23 protein-coding genes and 1 tRNA gene are annotated in these 17,558 nt (G+C 64.3%); 17 read left to right on the top strand and 7 right to left on the bottom strand.

The window, feature by feature from the left end; genetic code table 11:
* The first annotated feature begins 5 nt into the window (after window positions 1-5).
* From L1087_RS04035 to L1087_RS04020, 4 genes are all read left to right on the top strand, one after another.
* Window positions 6-1,124, top strand: coding sequence for a hypothetical protein (locus L1087_RS04035; RefSeq protein WP_234557734.1), 1,119 nt, complete (start codon window positions 6-8; stop codon window positions 1,122-1,124).
* A 62-nt stretch (window positions 1,125-1,186) separates the two neighbouring features.
* Entirely contained in the window at window positions 1,187-1,390 is a 204-nt protein-coding gene (locus L1087_RS04030; protein ID WP_234557733.1) for a hypothetical protein, read from the top strand.
* Window positions 1,391-1,514: 124 nt separating this feature from the next.
* A complete protein-coding gene (locus L1087_RS04025) occupies window positions 1,515-2,063 on the top strand; it encodes a transglycosylase SLT domain-containing protein (RefSeq protein WP_234557732.1) in 549 nt (182 codons plus the stop codon).
* A complete protein-coding gene (locus L1087_RS04020) occupies window positions 2,060-2,338 on the top strand; it encodes a hypothetical protein (RefSeq protein ID WP_234557731.1) in 279 nt (92 codons plus the stop codon). Before L1087_RS04025 ends, L1087_RS04020 begins: the two co-directional genes overlap by 4 nt.
* A 68-nt stretch (window positions 2,339-2,406) precedes the next feature.
* Here L1087_RS04020 and L1087_RS04015 read toward each other — a convergent pair.
* A tRNA-Ala gene (locus L1087_RS04015) sits at window positions 2,407-2,481 on the bottom strand.
* 164 nt (window positions 2,482-2,645) lie between these two features.
* Between L1087_RS04015 and rpsB the strand changes: the two genes are divergently transcribed.
* The 8 genes from rpsB to L1087_RS03975 all read left to right on the top strand — a co-directional run bounded on the left by rpsB (window position 2,646) and on the right by L1087_RS03975 (window position 9,031).
* Window positions 2,646-3,434 (top strand): 30S ribosomal protein S2, encoded by a 789-nt coding sequence (rpsB, locus tag L1087_RS04010; RefSeq protein ID WP_038042035.1) that lies wholly within the window; start codon window positions 2,646-2,648, stop codon window positions 3,432-3,434.
* Window positions 3,431-4,021: a translation elongation factor Ts gene (gene tsf, locus L1087_RS04005; RefSeq protein WP_234557730.1), complete on the top strand. Its 591-nt coding sequence runs from the start codon at window positions 3,431-3,433 to the stop codon at window positions 4,019-4,021. The genes rpsB and tsf overlap by 4 nt, the downstream gene beginning before the upstream one ends.
* 76 nt (window positions 4,022-4,097) lie before the next feature.
* Window positions 4,098-4,802 (top strand): UMP kinase, encoded by a 705-nt coding sequence (pyrH, locus tag L1087_RS04000; protein ID WP_135260810.1) that lies wholly within the window; start codon window positions 4,098-4,100, stop codon window positions 4,800-4,802.
* 10 nt (window positions 4,803-4,812) lie between these two features.
* Window positions 4,813-5,370 carry a ribosome recycling factor gene (gene frr, locus L1087_RS03995; protein WP_038042031.1) on the top strand — a complete coding sequence of 186 codons (558 nt, stop codon included), beginning with the start codon at window positions 4,813-4,815 and terminating at the stop codon, window positions 5,368-5,370.
* A 93-nt stretch (window positions 5,371-5,463) separates the two neighbouring features.
* A complete protein-coding gene (locus L1087_RS03990) occupies window positions 5,464-6,294 on the top strand; it encodes a phosphatidate cytidylyltransferase (protein ID WP_234557729.1) in 831 nt (276 codons plus the stop codon).
* Window positions 6,291-7,394: a 1-deoxy-D-xylulose-5-phosphate reductoisomerase gene (gene dxr, locus L1087_RS03985; protein ID WP_234557728.1), complete on the top strand. Its 1,104-nt coding sequence runs from the start codon at window positions 6,291-6,293 to the stop codon at window positions 7,392-7,394. The genes L1087_RS03990 and dxr overlap by 4 nt, the downstream gene beginning before the upstream one ends.
* A complete protein-coding gene (locus tag L1087_RS03980) occupies window positions 7,391-8,401 on the top strand; it encodes a M50 family metallopeptidase (RefSeq protein ID WP_234557727.1) in 1,011 nt (336 codons plus the stop codon). The genes dxr and L1087_RS03980 overlap by 4 nt, the downstream gene beginning before the upstream one ends.
* The gene (locus tag L1087_RS03975; RefSeq protein ID WP_135260807.1) at window positions 8,402-9,031 is read left to right on the top strand and encodes a glycosyltransferase family 2 protein; all 630 of its coding nucleotides are present in this window, start codon (window positions 8,402-8,404) and stop codon (window positions 9,029-9,031) included.
* Here L1087_RS03975 and L1087_RS03970 read toward each other — a convergent pair.
* The 6 genes from L1087_RS03970 to L1087_RS03945 all read right to left on the bottom strand — a co-directional run bounded on the left by L1087_RS03970 (window position 9,028) and on the right by L1087_RS03945 (window position 12,834).
* On the bottom strand, window positions 9,028-9,600 hold the full coding sequence (locus tag L1087_RS03970; protein WP_234557726.1) for a hypothetical protein: 573 nt from the start codon (window positions 9,598-9,600) through the stop codon (window positions 9,028-9,030). The two genes, L1087_RS03975 and L1087_RS03970, sit on opposite strands and share 4 nt — an antisense overlap.
* A 4-nt stretch (window positions 9,601-9,604) precedes the next feature.
* On the bottom strand, window positions 9,605-10,390 hold the full coding sequence (proC, locus tag L1087_RS03965) for a pyrroline-5-carboxylate reductase (RefSeq protein ID WP_234557725.1): 786 nt from the start codon (window positions 10,388-10,390) through the stop codon (window positions 9,605-9,607).
* Window positions 10,387-11,586 carry an RsmB/NOP family class I SAM-dependent RNA methyltransferase gene (locus L1087_RS03960; RefSeq protein ID WP_234557723.1) on the bottom strand — a complete coding sequence of 400 codons (1,200 nt, stop codon included), beginning with the start codon at window positions 11,584-11,586 and terminating at the stop codon, window positions 10,387-10,389. The genes proC and L1087_RS03960 overlap by 4 nt, the downstream gene beginning before the upstream one ends.
* Entirely contained in the window at window positions 11,583-11,855 is a 273-nt protein-coding gene (locus L1087_RS03955; protein WP_003044778.1) for a stage V sporulation protein S, read from the bottom strand. Before L1087_RS03955 ends, L1087_RS03960 begins: the two co-directional genes overlap by 4 nt.
* Before the next feature lie 91 nt (window positions 11,856-11,946).
* On the bottom strand, window positions 11,947-12,384 hold the full coding sequence (locus tag L1087_RS03950) for a type II toxin-antitoxin system RatA family toxin (RefSeq protein WP_234557722.1): 438 nt from the start codon (window positions 12,382-12,384) through the stop codon (window positions 11,947-11,949).
* A 9-nt stretch (window positions 12,385-12,393) separates the two neighbouring features.
* Window positions 12,394-12,834, bottom strand: coding sequence for a regulatory protein RecX (locus L1087_RS03945; RefSeq protein WP_038042012.1), 441 nt, complete (start codon window positions 12,832-12,834; stop codon window positions 12,394-12,396).
* Between the two features lie 17 nt (window positions 12,835-12,851).
* Between L1087_RS03945 and L1087_RS03940 the strand changes: the two genes are divergently transcribed.
* The 5 genes from L1087_RS03940 to L1087_RS03920 all read left to right on the top strand — a co-directional run bounded on the left by L1087_RS03940 (window position 12,852) and on the right by L1087_RS03920 (window position 17,556).
* Complete coding sequence (locus tag L1087_RS03940) at window positions 12,852-13,538, top strand: metallophosphoesterase (RefSeq protein WP_234557721.1); 687 nt, start codon at window positions 12,852-12,854, stop codon at window positions 13,536-13,538.
* Window positions 13,539-13,542: 4 nt separating this feature from the next.
* Entirely contained in the window at window positions 13,543-13,821 is a 279-nt protein-coding gene (locus L1087_RS03935) for an Lrp/AsnC family transcriptional regulator (RefSeq protein WP_135343412.1), read from the top strand.
* An 11-nt stretch (window positions 13,822-13,832) separates the two neighbouring features.
* On the top strand, window positions 13,833-14,381 hold the full coding sequence (locus L1087_RS03930; protein WP_234557720.1) for a CPBP family intramembrane glutamic endopeptidase: 549 nt from the start codon (window positions 13,833-13,835) through the stop codon (window positions 14,379-14,381).
* A 122-nt stretch (window positions 14,382-14,503) separates the two neighbouring features.
* On the top strand, window positions 14,504-16,516 hold the full coding sequence (locus tag L1087_RS03925; RefSeq protein ID WP_234557719.1) for a PrkA family serine protein kinase: 2,013 nt from the start codon (window positions 14,504-14,506) through the stop codon (window positions 16,514-16,516).
* Window positions 16,513-17,556, top strand: coding sequence for a DUF444 family protein (locus tag L1087_RS03920; protein WP_234557718.1), 1,044 nt, complete (start codon window positions 16,513-16,515; stop codon window positions 17,554-17,556). The genes L1087_RS03925 and L1087_RS03920 overlap by 4 nt, the downstream gene beginning before the upstream one ends.
* Window positions 17,557-17,558 lie beyond the last annotated feature (2 nt).

Here is a 17,558-nt window from a genome sequence, read left to right as displayed (position 1 = left end):
ATGAGATGAGCAAGCTCTGGAAGCCCGATAACGCTGGCAAGGTTATCCCGGTAGTGCGCGTGCGCCCACTTCTCCCGCCGCCACCGCAAGCAGGTGTGCGGCTCCAGCCTCAGCACATGCATTGGCAGCTTGGGCGTTATGTGGAGGATTTGAGCTTTGGCCCTGGAGGGCGTGGGCGGCGCAAGCGCTGGGTGGTGGACATGGAGGCGGAGCAGCACAACATCGTGCTTGACAATGCCTATGATACTTTGATTGCACAGCACGGCTTTATATTTCTGTCAAGGTATGCTGTCGTCGGCACGGGCTCTGTACCACCATCTCCCACGCAAACAGGCTTGGCGAATGAAATCGCCAGAACACAACTGGACCAGAATGGTTCAAGTAATACCCGCACAATAACAAGGCCGGCTGATGGGGTGTACGACATTAATGTGGCGCGTGAGTTCACAGAAACCCAAGTCGGGAACATGAACCTAACAGAGTGGGGGTTCAGCCCATCCGGCACTTCGGGCGAAAACCTAATGAGCCGTGAACTGTTTAGGGATGGGAATGGAACCCCTATTGTGATTACTCCAGATAGCGACCAGAGGTTGCGGCTCATCTATACCATAAGGATTACCATCTCCCCCCTTACCGCTCCGGCTTCAATAAACATAGATGGCATTGGCGTGAGAACAGGAACTTTCTATGTGAACGGCGGTGGCACTGGGTCTATTGGTACCACCAATATGACCGACCTGTTGTTAGTGGATGCGTTGGTTGCGGGTTCAACGACGGTGAAGTTTGTGTCAAGTGGTCAGTATGTCCATTTGTTTGCTGGCAACTTCCAAGTAAATGCTCTATACTCGGGTACGCCGACATATGTTGATAGTGACCCAAACCGTTATGTCGCCATTTCATACCAAAGCTATGTGCCAGGGTCGCGCCAGCGTCTAACTAATGCCCTGACATTCGGTACAACACAAGCGAATGAAACGATAAGAAGTATAGCTCTTGGGATAAGGAATCCTAATTACTGGCAGCGGTACTACATTGGCATAAACTTTGACAGCGGCCAGGAGTTCACTAAAACCAACCTCTACAAGCTCACCATCGGCGAATGGACACTCACCTGGGGGCCGTGATGGTGCCTGGCGGGTGGTCCACTAAACCTTTGGTCTTTCCCCCGGCTCAACCCGTGCCGGCCGTGGACGCGGGCATTTTCCCCCTGGCCCGCCATGATGGGCGCCATGTGCCGGGAGCGGAGGCTAGGGGTGGGATTGCACGTTACTGGGACCTGCAGGCCTTCGTCTGGTACCACGCAGGAGGCATGTTGACCCTGAACCGCGGCATGAAGCGGATTCGGCGCACGGCCAGGGGGGTGGAGGACGTTGCGCACCGGAGGGGCTAACTGGGGCGTGCTAGCGTTGGGGGCGGTGGCCGCCTGGCTTCTCGTTCGGCCTCGCCCCGCTTCCCAGCCTGCGCCCAACCCCTCCCTTACCCCAACCACGTGCCAGTACCAGCCCGGGAGTGGCTTGTCCAAGAGCTACCAGGAGCTCATCTACCGCATCCACGAGCGCATTCGTGAGGTGCGGCCCAACCTGGGGACATGCATTCCCTCCGCGGGAACCCCCTGCACCATGGTCCTGGCCTCGGTCCTGGCCACTTCCACCAACTACGGCATACCGCCAGACATCGCCACCGCGCTCGCCTGGCAGGAAAGCGGCTTCGGCCTGTACCTGGAAACCGACCGCATCCGTGCGGCCTTGGCCAAGGGGCGGTGCACCGCCGCGGCGGGGACCGAGATCGGCCCCCTGCAGGTGAAGCCCGCAGCGTTCTGCCAGGTGAACCAGGACCCGCAGAAACTCCTCGGTATGGACATGACCGGGCGCATCTGGTACGCGGTAGGGGCGGGCTTGGCGTATCTGGAGTGGCTTAGGGGGCAGTTCCCTGGAGCATCGTGGTACGAGCTCCTCCAGGCCTACAACGTAGGGCCTACCGCCTTCCGTCAGGGTAAGAGGAACCCGAACTATGCCTGTGCGATCATCAACCGCGCCAACCTCTACACGGAGCTGAAAGTATGAGGGTTAAAGAACTGCCCTGGGGCATTTTACTCATGCTCGCGACACTGGCTGTCGCTTTTGCCCTGGCCGGCTTATGGTGGTGGCTTCTCTTTTGGGTTGGGCTGGTGGTCTGGCTTGGAGTGGTGGAGCTTTGGGCAGTACGGCGCACGGGGCTCACCATCTCAGGGCAGTTTTTGGTCTGGGCGCGCAAGCATCCTTGGTGGGCAGGGCTCATGGCCGCCCTTTTAGGGGGAGCCGTGGGTTATTTGATTTACCACCTAACAACTGGCTATTAGGTGTCGTGTAGGTGTCAAAAGGCATTCCCCGGGGCTTTGGCAACCCCGGGGATTTGCCTTTCTCATCGTGGTGGAGCGGAGGGGATTCGAACCCCTGACCTCCCGCTTGCAAGGCGGGTGCTCTCCCTCTGAGCTACCGCCCCAAGCCTAGGGGAGTATAGCCCAAAAGGGGGGGTTACGCAAAGGCCCTCCTCCATCTATAATCGGAGAGGTGTGCCGGGCCAGCCCGTAGGCAGGGGAAGGTCCTGCGGGAAAGAGGACGGCGCACAGGAAACGCCAAGCCCAACCTTCCCCGAATGGGAGGAATATGCCTGTAAACATCAGCATCAAGGAACTTCTGGAGGCAGGGGTTCACTTCGGCCACGAGCGCAAGCGTTGGAACCCCAAGTTCAGCCGCTATATCTATGCGGAGCGCAACGGCATCCACATCATCGACCTGCAAAAGACCATGGTGGAGCTGGAGCGCACCTTCCGCTTCCTCGAGGACCTGGCCATGCGGGGAGGCACCATTCTCTTCGTGGGCACCAAGAAGCAGGCCCAGGACATCATCCGCATGGAAGCGGAGCGGGCGGGGATGCCCTACGTGAACCAGCGCTGGCTGGGTGGCATGCTCACCAACTTCAAGACCATTTCCCAGCGGGTGAACCGCCTGGAGGAGCTGGAGAACCTCTTCGCCTCCCCGGAGATCCAGGACCGGCCCAAGAAGGAGCAGGTGCGCTTAAAGCACGAGCTGGACCGCCTGCAGAAGTACCTTTCGGGCTTTCGCCGTCTGAAGCGCCTTCCCGACGCCGTCTTCGTGGTGGACCCCACCAAGGAGGCCATCGCCGTGCGGGAGGCCCGTAAGCTCTTCATCCCTGTGGTGGCCCTGGCAGACACCGACTCCGACCCCGAGCTGGTGGACTACATCATCCCCGGCAACGACGACGCCATCCGCTCCATCCAGCTCATCGTCTCCCGGGCCGTGGACCTCATCATCCAGGCCCGGGGCGGGGTGGTGGAGCCTTCCCCTTCCTACGCCCTGGTGGAGGAGGCCGAGAAGGCGGAAGCCCAGGTCCGGGAGGCATCCGACCTTGGCGAGGACGAGGTGGAAGCATGAGCCAAATGGAACTCATCAAGAAGCTGCGCGAGGCCACGGGGGCCGGAATGATGGACGTGAAGAAGGCCCTCGAGGACGCCGGCTGGAACGAGGAAAAGGCCGTTCAGCTCCTCAGGGAGCGGGGGGCCATAAAGGCAGCCAAGAAAGCAGAGCGAGAGGCTCGGGAAGGGGTTATCGGCCACTACATCCACCACAACCAGCGGGTGGGGGTTCTGGTGGAGCTCAACTGTGAGACCGACTTCGTGGCCCGGAACGAGATCTTCCAGAACCTGGCCCGGGACCTGGCCATGCACATCGCCATGATGAACCCCCGCTACGTCTCCGCCGAGGAGATTCCCGCGGAGGAGCTGGAGAAGGAGCGGCAGATCTACATCCAGGCCGCCCTCAACGAGGGCAAACCCGCCCAGATTGCGGAGAAGATCGCCGAGGGGCGCCTGAAGAAGTACCTGGAGGAGGTGGCCCTCCTGGAGCAGCCCTTCGTCAAGGACGACAAGGTTAAGGTGAAGGAGCTCATCCAGCAGGCCATCGCCAAAACCGGGGAAAACATCGTGGTGCGGCGGTTCTGCCGCTTCGAGCTGGGGGCGTAGGCCATGCTGTACACCCGGGGCCCTTACCCAAAGGGGCCCCGGTTTTGTTCAATCGGGTTGTGGGGCCAGATAAGCCATGAAGTACAGAAGGGTCCTCCTTAAACTCTCCGGCGAGTTTCTGACCGCAAATGGCTTCGGCATCGAACCCGAGGCCACCAAGGCCCTCGCCAAGGAGATCAAGGCCGCCTACGACACGGGAGTCCAGCTGGCCATCGTGATCGGGGCGGGGAACCTCTGGCGGGGAGCAAGGCAGGGGGTGGGTATGGACCGGGCCACCGCCGACTACATCGGCATGCTGGCCACCATCATGAACGCCCTAGCCCTGCAAGACGCCCTGGAGTCCCTGGGCATTCCCACCCGGGTCCAGACCGCCCTCACCATCACCCAGGTGGCCGAGCCCTATATCCGCAGGCGGGCCCTGCGCCACCTGGAGAAGGAACGCATCGTCATCTTCGGCGGAGGCACCGGGAACCCCTTCTTCTCCACGGACACCGCCGCCGCCCTAAGGGCCTTAGAGGTGGGGGCCGAGGTGGTCCTCATGGCCAAGAACAAGGTGGACGGGGTTTATTCCGATGACCCTCGGAAGAACCCCAACGCGGTGCGCTTTGAGGAGCTCACCTACCTCGAAGTCTTGAACCGGGGTTTACAGGTCATGGACACCACCGCCATCACCCTGTGCATGGAGGCAGGGCTTCCCATCGTGGTCTTTGACATCTTCAAACCCGGCGCTCTGGTGGGTATTATCCAGGGGGAAAAGGTGGGTACCCTGATCCACACCTGAAGGAGGTGCCATGAGCCTGAAAGAGCTTTATGCGGAAACAAGGGCACACATGCAAAAGAGCCTCGAGGCCCTGGAGCACAACCTGGCGGGCCTTCGTACCGGGCGGGCCAACCCCGCCCTTCTCCTCCACCTCAAGGTGGAGTACTACGGCACCCACGTGCCCCTCTCCCAAATCGCCACCGTAACCGCCCCCGACGCCAAAACCCTGGTGGTGCAGTCCTGGGACCAAAACGCCCTAAAGGCCATAGAGAAGGCCATCCGCGACTCGGACCTGGGCCTGAACCCCGCCAACAAGGGGGACGCCCTGTACATCAACATTCCCCCCCTCACCGAGGAACGGCGCAAGGAGCTGGTGAAAACCGCCCGCCACTACGCCGAGGAGGGGCGGATCGCCATCCGCAACATCCGGCGCGAGGCCCTGGAAAAACTCAAGAAGATCTCCAAGGAGCTCCACCTCTCGGAGGACGATACCAAGCGGGCGGAGGCCGAAATCCAGAAGATCACCGACGAGTTCATCGCCAAGGCCGACGAGCTTCTGGAGAAGAAGGAGCAGGAGATCCTAGGCTAGGAAGCCCCTTAGGACCCACCTTTCGTCTGCTGTGGACGGCTTGCCCAAATCGTATGGGCCCCTTGCCCGGGGGCCCACGGGGAGGGAGGGGTGATGGAGGGCAGGGACGACCTGCCCACCCGGGTCCTCTCCGCCCTGGTAGGGGTTCTTTTGCTCCTATGGGTGCTGTGGGGGGGACTCGTCCTAATCCTGCCCACCCTGGTCTTCGTCCTGTGGCTGGGGAGCCTGGAGCTGAGGGACATGCTGGCCAAAAGGGGCATCCGGCTGAACCTGCCCTTCCTGGTGGGCGGGGGGGTACTCCTCTTCCTTTTCTCCTTGCCCCAGCTCTACTGGCACTTCCCCCAGGTGCCCTGGCGGGAGGTGGCCCTGGGGCTTTTCCTGCTGGGAAGCTTCAGCCATGAGCTTCTGCGGGGAGCCGACCTCACCCGCTTCGCCTTCACCCTCATGGCCTTTTTGTACCTACCCTGGAGCCTGGGGTATGTCCTCCTCCTAAGGGAGATCCCGGACAGCACCCTGGGCCTTTGGACCCTTTCCCTGCCCCTGGTGGCCAGCTTCGCCACCGACATCGGCGCCTACTTCGTGGGCCGGACCCTGGGCCGGCAAAAGCTGGCCCCGGAAATCTCCCCCGGCAAGACGGTGGAGGGCTCTTTGGGAGGGATTGCGGTAAGCTTCCTGGCCCTGGCCCTCTACACCGGGCTGGTGCGGGAGGTCTTCCCCTTCGGCCTACTGGAACTTTGGCTTTTCAGCCTCCTCCTTTCCCTGGCCGCCCAGCTTGGGGACCTGGTGGAGTCCATGCTGAAGCGGTACTGTGGGGTGAAGGACTCGGGGCACTTCCTTCCCGGCCACGGCGGCCTTCTGGATAGGATCGACAGCCTTCTCTTCACCTTCCCCCTCACCTACTTTTTGGTGGTGCTCTTCACATGAAACGAGTGGTGATCCTGGGCTCCACGGGTTCCATAGGGCGGCAGGCCCTCGAGGTGTGCCGCTGGCGGGGCTACCGGGTGGTGGGGCTTGCCGCAGGGCAAAACCTGGAGGAGCTCTCCCGTCAGATCCAGGAGTGGAGGCCCCTCCTGGTGGCCGCTCACGAAAGCCTCCACGGGGAGCTAAAGGCTCGCTTCCCCGGGCTAAGGCTGGGCACCCCGGAAGAGGTGGCCTCCTTGGAGGCGGAGGTGGCCGTGGCCGCCATTCCGGGCCTGGCGGGGCTTGCTCCCACCCGGGCCGCGGTCCGGACAGGAAAGCGCATCGCCCTGGCCAACAAGGAGGCCATGGTGGCGGCGGGACCCCTCCTCTGGCAGGAGGTGGATGCCCAGGGAGCCGAGATCCTCCCCGTGGACTCTGAGCACTCGGCGCTTTTCCAGGTCCTCTTGGGGGAAAGGCGGGAGGATGTGGCCGAGCTCATCCTGACAGCAAGCGGAGGACCCTTCCTTCGGGAGCCCCAGGACCTCTCCCAGGTCACCCCGGAGATGGCCCTGAACCATCCCCGCTGGCGCATGGGCCCCAAGGTCACGATAGACTCCGCCACCCTCTTCAACAAGGGCCTCGAGGTCCTCGAGGCTAAGGAGCTTTTCCGCTTTCCCCTGGAGAAGATCAAGGTCTTGGTTCACCCCCAGGCCTATGTCCACAGCCTGGTCCGCTTCGTGGACGGTAGCCTTAAGGCCCAACTGGGCCCCACGGACATGCGCCTTCCCATCCAGTACGCCCTCACCTACCCCGAAAGGGCGGAAACCCCCCTTAAAAACCTCCCCCTCCCCGGGACCCTGGAGTTTTTGGAACCAGACCTCAACCGCTTCCCCGCCCTGGCGGTGGCCTACGAGGCGGGAAGGCGGGGCGGGGTGGCCCAGGTGGCGGTTTCCGCCGCCGACGAGGTGGCGGTGGAAGCCTTCCTTTCCGGAAAGATCCCCTTTACCGAAATCCCAAAGATCCTGGCTCGGGTCCTGGAAAACACCCCTTCCCTTCCCCTAACATGGGAGAACCTCTTCGCCGTGGACGCCTGGGCCCGGGAAGAGGCCAAGAGGTGGGCATGAGCCTGTTTTGGTTTTTGATCATCATCGGCGTGAGCATCTTCGTGCACGAGCTGGGGCACTACCTGGCGGCACGGGCCCAAGGGGTGCGGGTCAAGGCCTTCAGCCTGGGTTTCGGCCCCATCCTGTGGAAACGGCAGGCCTGGGGCACCGAGTGGCGGCTTTCCGCCATTCCCCTGGGAGGGTACGCGGACATCGAGGGCCTCCTCCCCGAGGAGCGGGGGCGGGGGTATGATGCCCTTCCCTTCTTGGGGAAGCTTTGGGTCCTTTTAGCGGGAGTGGTCATGAACGTCCTCCTGGCCTGGGGACTCCTGGCCTACCTCTTCAGCACTCAAGGGGTGCCGGAGGCCACGGGAAGGGCGGTGATCCTGGAAGTCCTCCCGGGAAGCGTGGCGGAAAGGGCGGGGCTAAGGGCGGGCGACATCCTGGTGGCCGTGGACGGCACCCCCCTCGCCCAGGCCCAGGAGATTGAACGGGTGAAGACCCCAGGGGGGCATACCCTCACCGTGCGCCGCCAGGAACAGGAGCTCACCCTCACCCTCACCTGGCAGGAGGGCATGGAGCGGCTTGGGGTGGTGTACCAGCCCGAGGTGGCCTTCCACAGGGTGAGCTTCCTGGAGGGGTTTGGCCTGGCGGTGAGCCGCTCCTTAGCCTTCGGCCCCCAGATGGCCAAGGCCTTGGTGAGCGGGCTTTTGGGCGTGCTGGCCGGGAACCCAGACAGCGGGGTGGTGGGCCCCTTGGGCATCGTGGCGGAAACAGGCCGGGCAGCCCAGGAGGGCCTTTTCCGGTTGCTGGAGCTTACCGTGGCCATCAACCTCTCCCTGGCCCTCTTCAACCTTCTGCCCATTCCTGCCCTGGACGGCGGGCGTATTCTTCTCCTCTTCCTCTCCCGTTTCCTCCGCATCCGCCCCGAGCAGGAGGCCATGGTGCACTACCTGGGCTTCGTCTTCCTCATCCTCCTGGTCATCCTGGTCACCTTCCAGGACCTAAGGAGGCTTCTCGGGGGCTAGATGGAGGCCACGGTCCTCATCCCTGCCTACAACGAGGAGGCCACCATCGCAGGGGTGGTGCGGGTGGCCAAGGAGGCAGGGTTCCCCGTGGTGGTGGCGGACGACGGCTCGGAGGATCGCACCGCCCAGGAGGCGGCCAAGGCCGGGGCCCAGGTGGTGCGCCTTCCCCAGAACCGGGGTAAGGGCGGGGCCATCGCCGAAGGGCTCAAACGGGTGAACACCCCCTTGGTCCTCCTCCTTGATGCGGATCTTCTGGGTCTTGCCCCGCACCATTTGGAGTCCCTGCTGGACCCTGTGGCAGAGGGAAAGGCGGAGATGACGGTGGGCATCTTCCAAGGGGGAAGGCTCTCCACGGATCTCGCCATGCGCCTCACCCCCTTTCTCTCCGGACAGCGGGCCCTGAAGACGGAGGATTTGCGAGGGGTGCAGGGCCTCGAGGGTGCCCGATACGACTTGGAGCTCCTCCTCACCCGCCACGCCAAAAAGGCGGGCTGGCGGGTCCTCTACCTGCCCCTTCCTGGGGTGAGCCAGGTGATGAAGGAGGAAAAGCGGGGACTTCTACCGGGATTTCTCCACCGCCTGCGCATGTACCGGGAAATCCTGCACTACTACCTCAAGGCCAAGGCTTAGGGCCCCTGCCTGGGCGTAAGGGCATGCGGGAGCCTTAAAAGCTCCACCCAGGCCTCCCCGGTGCGGTAGGCCACCACCCCGAGGCCGGGAACCAGGAAGATCTCCTTGAGATCCGTACCTCCTTTCTCCGTGGTGTAGGCCACCCGCACCCGATAAGCGTTGAAGGCCCCGGCCTTCACCCTTACCCCTTCGATTCCCTCCACCCGAGCGGAAAGGGCCACCCGCTGCCCGCGAAACTGGGCGCTTCCCCCCCAGGAAAGCCCCAGGTCCAGCCTCGAGGGGTAGAGCAGAAGAGGGGGCGAAAAGGGAAAGTACCCCTCGGGCAAGCCCACCCCTAGGAGAAAAAGCCCCTCGGCACCTCCTTTGAGCCGGTCCTCCCGGAACACGCGCCCCTCCTTCCAGTAGCGGAGGCGGTAGCCCTCGGGGGTGGGGAGAAGCTCCTGCTGGGTGCCATCGGAGTACAGGTACCGTCCCCCTCCCTGGGGAAAGACCTGGCCCAGGGCCAGGCAAAGGAAAACCGGCACCGCCCAGAGGAACCGCCAAAGCCCCCCGCCCTTAGGGCCTCCCATACCCTTACTCCGCCTCTCCCAGCTCGTGCCCCCGCCGGGTGGCCGCCTCCACCGCCTCGTAGAAGGCGGCCCTTAAGGAGCGGGCCTCGAGGGCATGGAGGCCGTGGATGGTGGTGCCCCCGGGGCTTGCCACCTCGTCCTTAAGCTGGGCGGGATGGCGGCCCTTCAGGAGTTCCCCCGTGGCCGCCAAGGCCTCCGCCGCCAGGCGCAGGGCCAGGGCCCGGGGCATACCCATCTTCACCCCCGCGTCGGCCAAGGCCTCCGCCACCACCGCCAGATAGGCGGGGGCGGAAGCGGACATGGCGGTAAAAGGATCGAAAAGGTGCTCGGGGATCTCGTACACGTCCCCCACGGTGGCGAAAAGGGCCCGGGCGAAGTCCAGGTCCCCTGCCTCCCGGGCCTCCTTTAAGGCGGTGAGGGCGGTGGAGCTTTCCCCGATTACTGCCGCCAGGTTGGGCATGGCCCGCACCACCCTCCGGGTGTCCAGCCTGCGGGAAAGCACCGCCGTGGATACCCCGGCCATGATGGAGATGTAGCCCACCCCGGGATGGGCCATCTCCGGGGCCAGATGGGGAAAATCCCGGGGCTGGACCGCGAGAAGCACCCGTTCCGCCTGGACGAGTTCCTTCAGGGACAGGGGGCGGAGGCCAAAGGCCTCGGCCAGCTCCCGGGTGCGCTCCGGGGTGCGGCCCACCACCCCCACCTCCCCGGGCCTGAGGAAACCCCGCTCCAAGGCACCCTTCAGGATGCTTTTCCCCATCTTGCCCAGGCCCACGAACACCAGCTTCATGTTCTAGAGTTTACCTTCCGCAGGCGCAAGTAATAAAACCCATCCAGGCCTCCCTCTGGGGCCACATAGACGCCCAGGCCCGACCGAAGCACGGGAAAGGGGCAGGCTATAGGCTCCGGCTCAAACTCCGAATGCCGGGCGAGAAAGGCCCGGGCCACCCCCTCCCCCTCCTCCTCCGTCAGGGTGCAGACGCTATAGACCAGCACCCCTCCCTCCTCCGTGGCCCGGGCGGCGGTTTCCAGGAGCTTGAGCTGCAACTGTGCCATGCGCCCGGGGTCTTGGGGCGCCAAACGGTAGCGGAGCTCAGGATGGCTGCGAAAGGTGCCGGTTCCGGTGCAAGGAGCATCCAGGAGGACCTTTTTGGCCTTCTCGGGAAGGGGTTCCGTCAGGTCCTGGGTGCGGTAGGTCACCCTCAGGCCCAGCTTCCTCGCTGTCTTCTCCCCCGCCTGCTGCCGTCTGGGGTTCAGGTCGTAGGAGATCACCTCCGCCCCCTTGGCCGCCAAATAGAAGGCCTTGAGCCCGGCCCCCCCGCAGAGGTCCAGCACCCTTTCCCCCGGACTGGACTCCAAAAGCATTGCGGCGAAGAGGGAGGCGGGGTTTTGCGGCTGCAACCCCAAGGCGGAAAAATCGGTCTTCGGGCCCTCCCAGATGTAGCTGTCCGGAAGGGGCCCCGGCCTCAGCCCCTCCACGGAGCGGTAGGCGGTGAGGAAGAGGGGGGCAGGCTCGTTGAAGCCCTCGGCGAAGGCCACCTGGCCGAAGAAGGCCCGCCAGGCTTCGCAGAGCCATTCGGGAAGGGAAAGGCGCACGCACTCCGGGGCCTCCCGGGGCTCGAGGCGCCGGAGTACCGCATTCACCAAACCCGCCAGGCGTGGGTGGGCGCGCTTGGCCTCCTCCACCCAGGGGCTTACCCGGGCGTGGTCCGCCTTGCCAGAAAGCCACTCCCAGGCTCCCAGGCGCAGGACCCAACGCACCTCCTTAGGGAGCTTCTCCGGACGCTCTAGAAGAGGTTCCAAAAGGAAGTCCAAAAGCCTCAGGCGGCGCAGGGTGCCGTAGACCAGGTGGGTGGCGTAGGCCCTGTCCCGCTCGGGCCAGGACAGACGGTCCAAAGCCCGGTCCAAAAGCAGTTGGGCCCTGCCGCCCCGCTCCACCTCGAGGAGGATGCGGACGGCCAAGGCCCTGGGGCTTGCGGGCCTCAAGACTCCAGGGGGTGGGCCTTGATGCTGAACTTAAGGGCGGTCCGCTCCTCGTTCTCCAGTTCCAGCTTGACGAAGGCCGGCTTGACCACCAGATCCAGGTTGTCGGGGGCGATGTACCCCCGGGCGATGGCGATGGCCTTCACCGCCTGGTTCACCGCCTGGGGCCCGATGGCCTGCACCTCCACCTCCCCCTTGGTGCGCAAGAGCGCCGCGATGGCGCCGGCCACGGAGTTGGGACGGGACTTGGAAGACACGCGCAACGTTTCCACTTTGACCTCCTGAAAGCTCTTGGGCCACCCCGCTTTGGAAGGGCATGGGCGGCTTCAGGCCCATGGTAGAGCAAAAGGGCCCCATGCGCAACTAGGAAGCCAAAACCCGCTCCTCCAAGCCCTTAAGAAGGCTCTCCACATTCTCCTGCATGAGCTTTTGCACCAGCTTCTGCAAAAGCCCCCCGAAGATGGGGATGGTAAGCTCATAGGTCAGGCTCAGGACCACCCGGGTCCCCTCCCCCTCCGGTAGGAAGACCCAGGTGCCCTCGTAGCGGTCAAAATCCCCCTCCGGGGAGTAGAAGCGGTTCCGAAGGTTTTGGTCGTCCCACTCCTCCTCCTCCAGCCAGCGCACCTTCTTGCCCATGGCCACCGCCACCCATTCGCTTCGGGTGCGCTGGCCCTCCTGGGCGAGCACCCGGAGGCTTTCCACCTCCTTGAGGTAGGGCTTCAAGCCCTCCAGGTCCTTGGCCAAGGTGTACACCTTTTCCGGTGAGGCCTTGATGAAGCGTTCCGCGCGCACCTCGGGCATGGGCTCTTTTTACCCGCTTTCCTCCTCCTTGACAAGCCGGTACGCCTCCAAGGCCACGGAAAGGGGAAACCCCCGGCCCTGAAGGAAGCGCACCGCCTTGGCCTTGTCCTGGCGGCGGGGGTAGCGGCGGAGGACGTTAAGCGCGGCCTCCAGGCTGTCCTCCTCTCCATAAGCGGCAAGGACCTCCTCCACCACCTCCTCCGGAACCCCCCGGGCTTTCAGGAGAAACCGGAGCTTATGGGGGCCATACTTCCGCCTGGTGGCCACGAAGGCCTCCGCAAAGGCCCGGTCGTCTAGATAGCCCAGCTCCTCGAGGCGGGCCAAGGCTCCTTCCACCTCTCCCTCGGGAAAGCGGCCGAGAAGCTTCTCCCGCAGGCGGGCCCGGCTCATGGCCCTTTGGGAAAGGAGCCTTAAGGCGTAGGCCAGGGCCTCAGCCTTCTCCATACCCATAGGGTACGCTAAAGCCCATGCGGGTCTTCGCCATCGCCGACCCCCACCTCTCCCGCCTGCACCCCAAGCCCATGACCATCTTCGGCCCCAACTGGCAGGGCCACCCGGAGGCCTTCTTCCGGGGCTGGCGGGAGGTGGTGGCGGAGGGGGACCTGGTGATTGTGCCCGGGGACATCTCCTGGGCCATGCGCCTGGGCGAGGCCCTGCCGGACCTCCTGGACCTGGCCGCCCTGCCCGGCAAAAAGGTGCTCCTGAAGGGGAACCACGACTACTGGTGGCCCTCCATAAGCCGGCTGAGGAGCGTGCTCCCCCCAGGGATGTATGCCCTGCAAAACGACGCCTTGGTCCTGGACGGGGTGGCGGTGGCGGGAAGTAGGGGCTGGCAGTACCCGCCCGCCACCCCAGAGGACAAACGGATCTTCGCCCGGGAGGTGGAGCGGTTCAAGCTCTCCTTGCAGGACCTTAAGGGAAAGGCTTACCGCCATCTGGTGGTGGCCTTCCATTTTCCCCCCTTCGGCCCCAGCGGGGAGGCCACCCCCCTCCTGGAGTTGGCCGCGGAAGCCAAGCCCCAGGCCATCGTCTACGGCCACCTGCACGGGGCCGACCCGGAAAAGCTGCCCAAGGAGTACCGGGGCATCCCCCTTCACCTGGTGGCCGCCGATGCCCTGGCCTTCCGGCCCAAGCTGATCCTGGAGGTAGGATAAAGGGGTGGTCACCGCCTTCGTACTCATCCGTGCCCGTGGGGACCGGATCGCCGCCCTGGGCGAGGCCATCGCCGAACTCCCCCAGGTGGCCGAGGTCTACTCGGTTACGGGCCCCTTTGACCTGCTGGCCCTTCTGCGCCTGAAGGACCTCGAGGAACTGGACGATGCCGTCACCCAGGGGATCCTGGCCCTGGAAGGGGTGGAGCGCACGGAAACCCTCCTCGCCTTCCGCGCTTACCCCAAGAAGCTCCTGGACCAGGGCTTCGCCCTGGGCGGGGAGTAGGCCTTAGGGCCTTGGTCCCCCCGCCCCTGGGCTTGCTCCTGGCCCTCCAAGGAGGGCTACTCCTCCTTGGGGCCTCGGGCATGCTCCTCTTGGGCCTTCCCTTCGGCCAGGCGAGCCCCAGGGAACTCCTTTATGCCCTGGGTCTCATCCTGGCCTTGGCCGCTTTGGAGGAAGCCTTCCGGCATCTCTTCCCCGCTTCCTTTCGGGAGGCGGAAAGCCTCCATCGGGTCTTGGGAGAAGCCCTGCGCCGGGCTGGGGTAGGACCCGCAACCCTCCTTCTCCTCGCCCTCCTTTCGGGGGTGGCGGAGGAGGTCTTCTTCCGCGGGCTTCTGCAAAGCCTCCTCACGGCCTGGCTGGGGCCCTCGGGGCTCTTCCTCCAGGCCCTGGTCTTCGCCCTCCTTCACCCCGCCCCCAGGCGGGCCTTCGCCTATCCCCTTTACACCGGGCTTGCCGGGCTCCTTTTCGGGCTCACCTACCTCCTCACGGGAAGCCTCCTCCCTGGCATCCTGGCCCACTTTCTCCACAACGCCCGGGGGTTCTATGAGATCTCAAGAAGCTAGGGAAGCTTAGCGCAAAACCCCTTCCCCAGCTAGAACCGGGGCCACATTCTCCGCCCAGAACCTGCTACAATAAAGGCAAAGCTATCAAAACCCGTCCCTAGCCGGTATGAAGGAGGGCGTCCATGAACGAACTGGAGCGCATCCGTCGCCGTCAAGACCTCGAGGCTTACCGGGCCTTAAGCTGGGAAGGCTCCTTCGCCGACTATCTAGGCCTTCTCAAGAAGGACCCCAGGCCCTTGAGGACCAGCTTCCAGAGGGTCCACGACATGATTCTCTCCTACGGGGTGGAGGAGTATACCCTCTTCAGGGAGAAGCTCCTTCACTACCGGTTCTTCGACGACCCTTTTGAGGAGGGGAAGGACGCCATCTTCGGCCTGGACAAGCCCCTCATGCGCCTGGTGGCCACCTTAAAAGCTGCCGCCCACCGCCTAGGACCCGAACGGCGGATCCTCCTCCTCCACGGCCCCGTGGGCTCGGCCAAGAGCACCATCGCCCGGCTCCTCAAGAAGGGCCTCGAGGCCTACAGCCGCACGGAGGAAGGGAAGCTTTTCACCTTCTACTGGAAAACCCCAGAGGGCCCCCTCCCCTGCCCCATGCACGAGGAACCCCTCCTCCTCCTGCCCAAGGAGATCCGAAACGAGTTCCTCGAGGAGCTTAGGCACCTCCATCCCGAGTACCCCTACCCCCTCGAGGTGGAAGGGGACCTCTGCCCGGTGTGCCGCTTCCAGATGCGGGAGGCCCTGGCCCGCCACGGGGGGGACCTGGCGGCCGTCTTGGAGGACGAGGTGGTGGTGAAGCGCCTGGTCCTCTCGGAAAAGGACCGGATCGGCATCGGCACCTTCCAGCCCAAGGACGAAAAGAACCAGGACTCCACCGAGCTCACCGGGGACATCAACTACCGCAAGGTGGCCATCTACGGCTCCGATTCCGACCCCCGGGCCTTCAACTTCGACGGGGAGCTCAACATCGCCAACCGCGGCCTGGTGGAGTTCATCGAGATCCTCAAGCTGGACGTGGCCTTCCTCTACGACCTCCTCACCGCCAGCCAGGAGCACAAGATCAAGTCCAAGAAGTTCGCCCAGACGGACATCGACGAGATCATCCTTGGGCACACCAACGAGCCGGAATACCGCAAGCTCCAGGCCAACGAGTACATGGAGGCCCTTCGCGACCGCACCATCAAGATCGACGTCCCCTACATCCTGCGGGTCTCCGACGAGGTGAAGATCTATAAGCGGGACTTCAGCAAGGTGCGGGCCAAGCACATCGCCCCCCACACCCTGGAGATGGCCGCCACCTGGGCCGTCCTCACCCGGCTGGAGCCTCCCAAGCGGGCGGGGCTCACCCTCATGCAGAAGCTCAAGCTCTACGACGGCAAGCTCCTTCCCGGCTGGACGGAGGAGGCGGTGCGGGAGCTCATGGCCGAGGCCAAGCGGGAGGGCTTGGAGGGGATCAGCCCCCGCTACATCCAGGACAAGATCTCCAACGTCCTGGTCACCTCGGAGGAGCCCTGCATCAACCCCTTCATGGTGATGAACGAGCTGGAGGAGGGCCTGAAGCACCACTCCCTCATCTCCGACGAGAAGACCCGGGAGCGCTACCGGGCCCTTCTGCAGGAGGTGAAGGCCGAGTACGCGGAGATCGTGAAGAACGAGGTGCAAAGGGCCATCGCCGCGGACGAGGAGGCCCTCAACCGCCTCTTCCACAACTACATCGACCACGTGAAGGCCTACGTCCTGGGGGAGAAGGTGAAAAACCCCTACACCGGTGCCCCCGAGCCTCCCAACGAGCGCCTCATGCGCTCCATCGAGGAGCGCATCGAGATCCCCGAGTCCCGCAAGGACGACTTCCGCCGGGAGATCATGAACTACATCGGCGCCTTAGCCTTGGAGGGAAGGCCGTTCACCTACAAGGACAACGAAAGGCTCCGCCGGGCCCTGGAGTTGAAGCTTTTTGACGACCAGAAGGACACCATCCGTCTCTCCGCCTTGGTCTCGGGAGTAGTGGACCCGGAGACCCAGGCCAAGATCGACGTGGTCAAGGCCCGCCTCATCCGCGACCACGGCTACTGCGAGCACTGCGCCAGCGGGGTTTTGGAGTTCGCCGCCTCCATCTTCGCCCGGGGTGAGCGATGAGGCCCATCGAGCGGGACCTTCTGCGCTTCAAGGAGATCGTGCGCGGGGAGGTGAAGAAAAAGGCCCGGGAGTTTTTAACCCGGGAGGAACTCTTCGGCCAGGTGGAAGGCCGCCTGGTCTCCATCCCCTTGCCCCAGCTGGAGCTCCCCAAGATCGTCTACGGGGAGCCCCGGGGGGAAGGCCTGGGCCTTGGGGGCCCGGGGACGGAAGGCCTGGGCCCCGCGGGCCACGTGCCCGTGGCCGAGCTGGAGCTGGAGGAGTTCTTGGACCTCATGGGGGAGGCCCTAAGGCTTCCCCGGCTCCGGCCCAAGGGAGAAGGGGAGGTGACGGAGGAGGCCTTCCGCTACACCACCATCGCCCGGAAAGGCCCCAGGGGCCTGCGCCACGTGCGCCGCACCCTCAAGGAAAGCCTGAAGCGGGCCCTCATCACCGGGGAGTACCGTCCAGAAGAGCCCCTTTTGGTCCCTGAGCGGGAGGACCTCCGCTACAAGGCCCCGAGGAGCAAGCCCCGTCCCCACGCCCAAGCGGTGGTCCTCTTCGCCCTGGACGTCTCCGGGAGCATGCGGGAGGAGGAGCTTAGGCTAGTGAAGACCCTCTCTTTTTGGATCACCCTCTGGATTAAGCGCCACTTCCCCCGGCTGGAAAGGCGCTACCTCCTCCACGACGCCGAGGCCTGGGAGGTGAGCGAGGAGGAGTTCTTCCGGGCCCGGGAAGGCGGGGGCACGAGGCTTTCCAGCGCCCTCCTCCTGGCGGAGGAGATCCTCAAGGCCTACCCCGAGGCCTTCTACAACCGCTACCTCTACCACTTCTCCGACGGGGAGAACTGGCAGGGGGACACCCCCTTGGCCCTCGAGGCCCTAAGGCGCCTCCTCCCCACCCTGGCCCTCTACGGGTACGCCCAGGTGCAGGGGCCTTACGGCCAGGGGCGGTTTCTGGAGGACTTGAAGGAGGCCTTGGGAAAAGAGGAGGGGCTGGCCGCCACGGAGGTGCGGGGCAGGGAGGACCTGCCCTTGGCCCTGAGGCGGCTTCTGGGAGGGTAAGG

The organism is Thermus tengchongensis, assembly GCF_021462405.1.
GTDB classification, from domain to species: Bacteria; Deinococcota; Deinococci; order Deinococcales; family Thermaceae; genus Thermus; species Thermus tengchongensis.
This window is presented reverse-complemented; position numbering and strand designations above follow the sequence as displayed.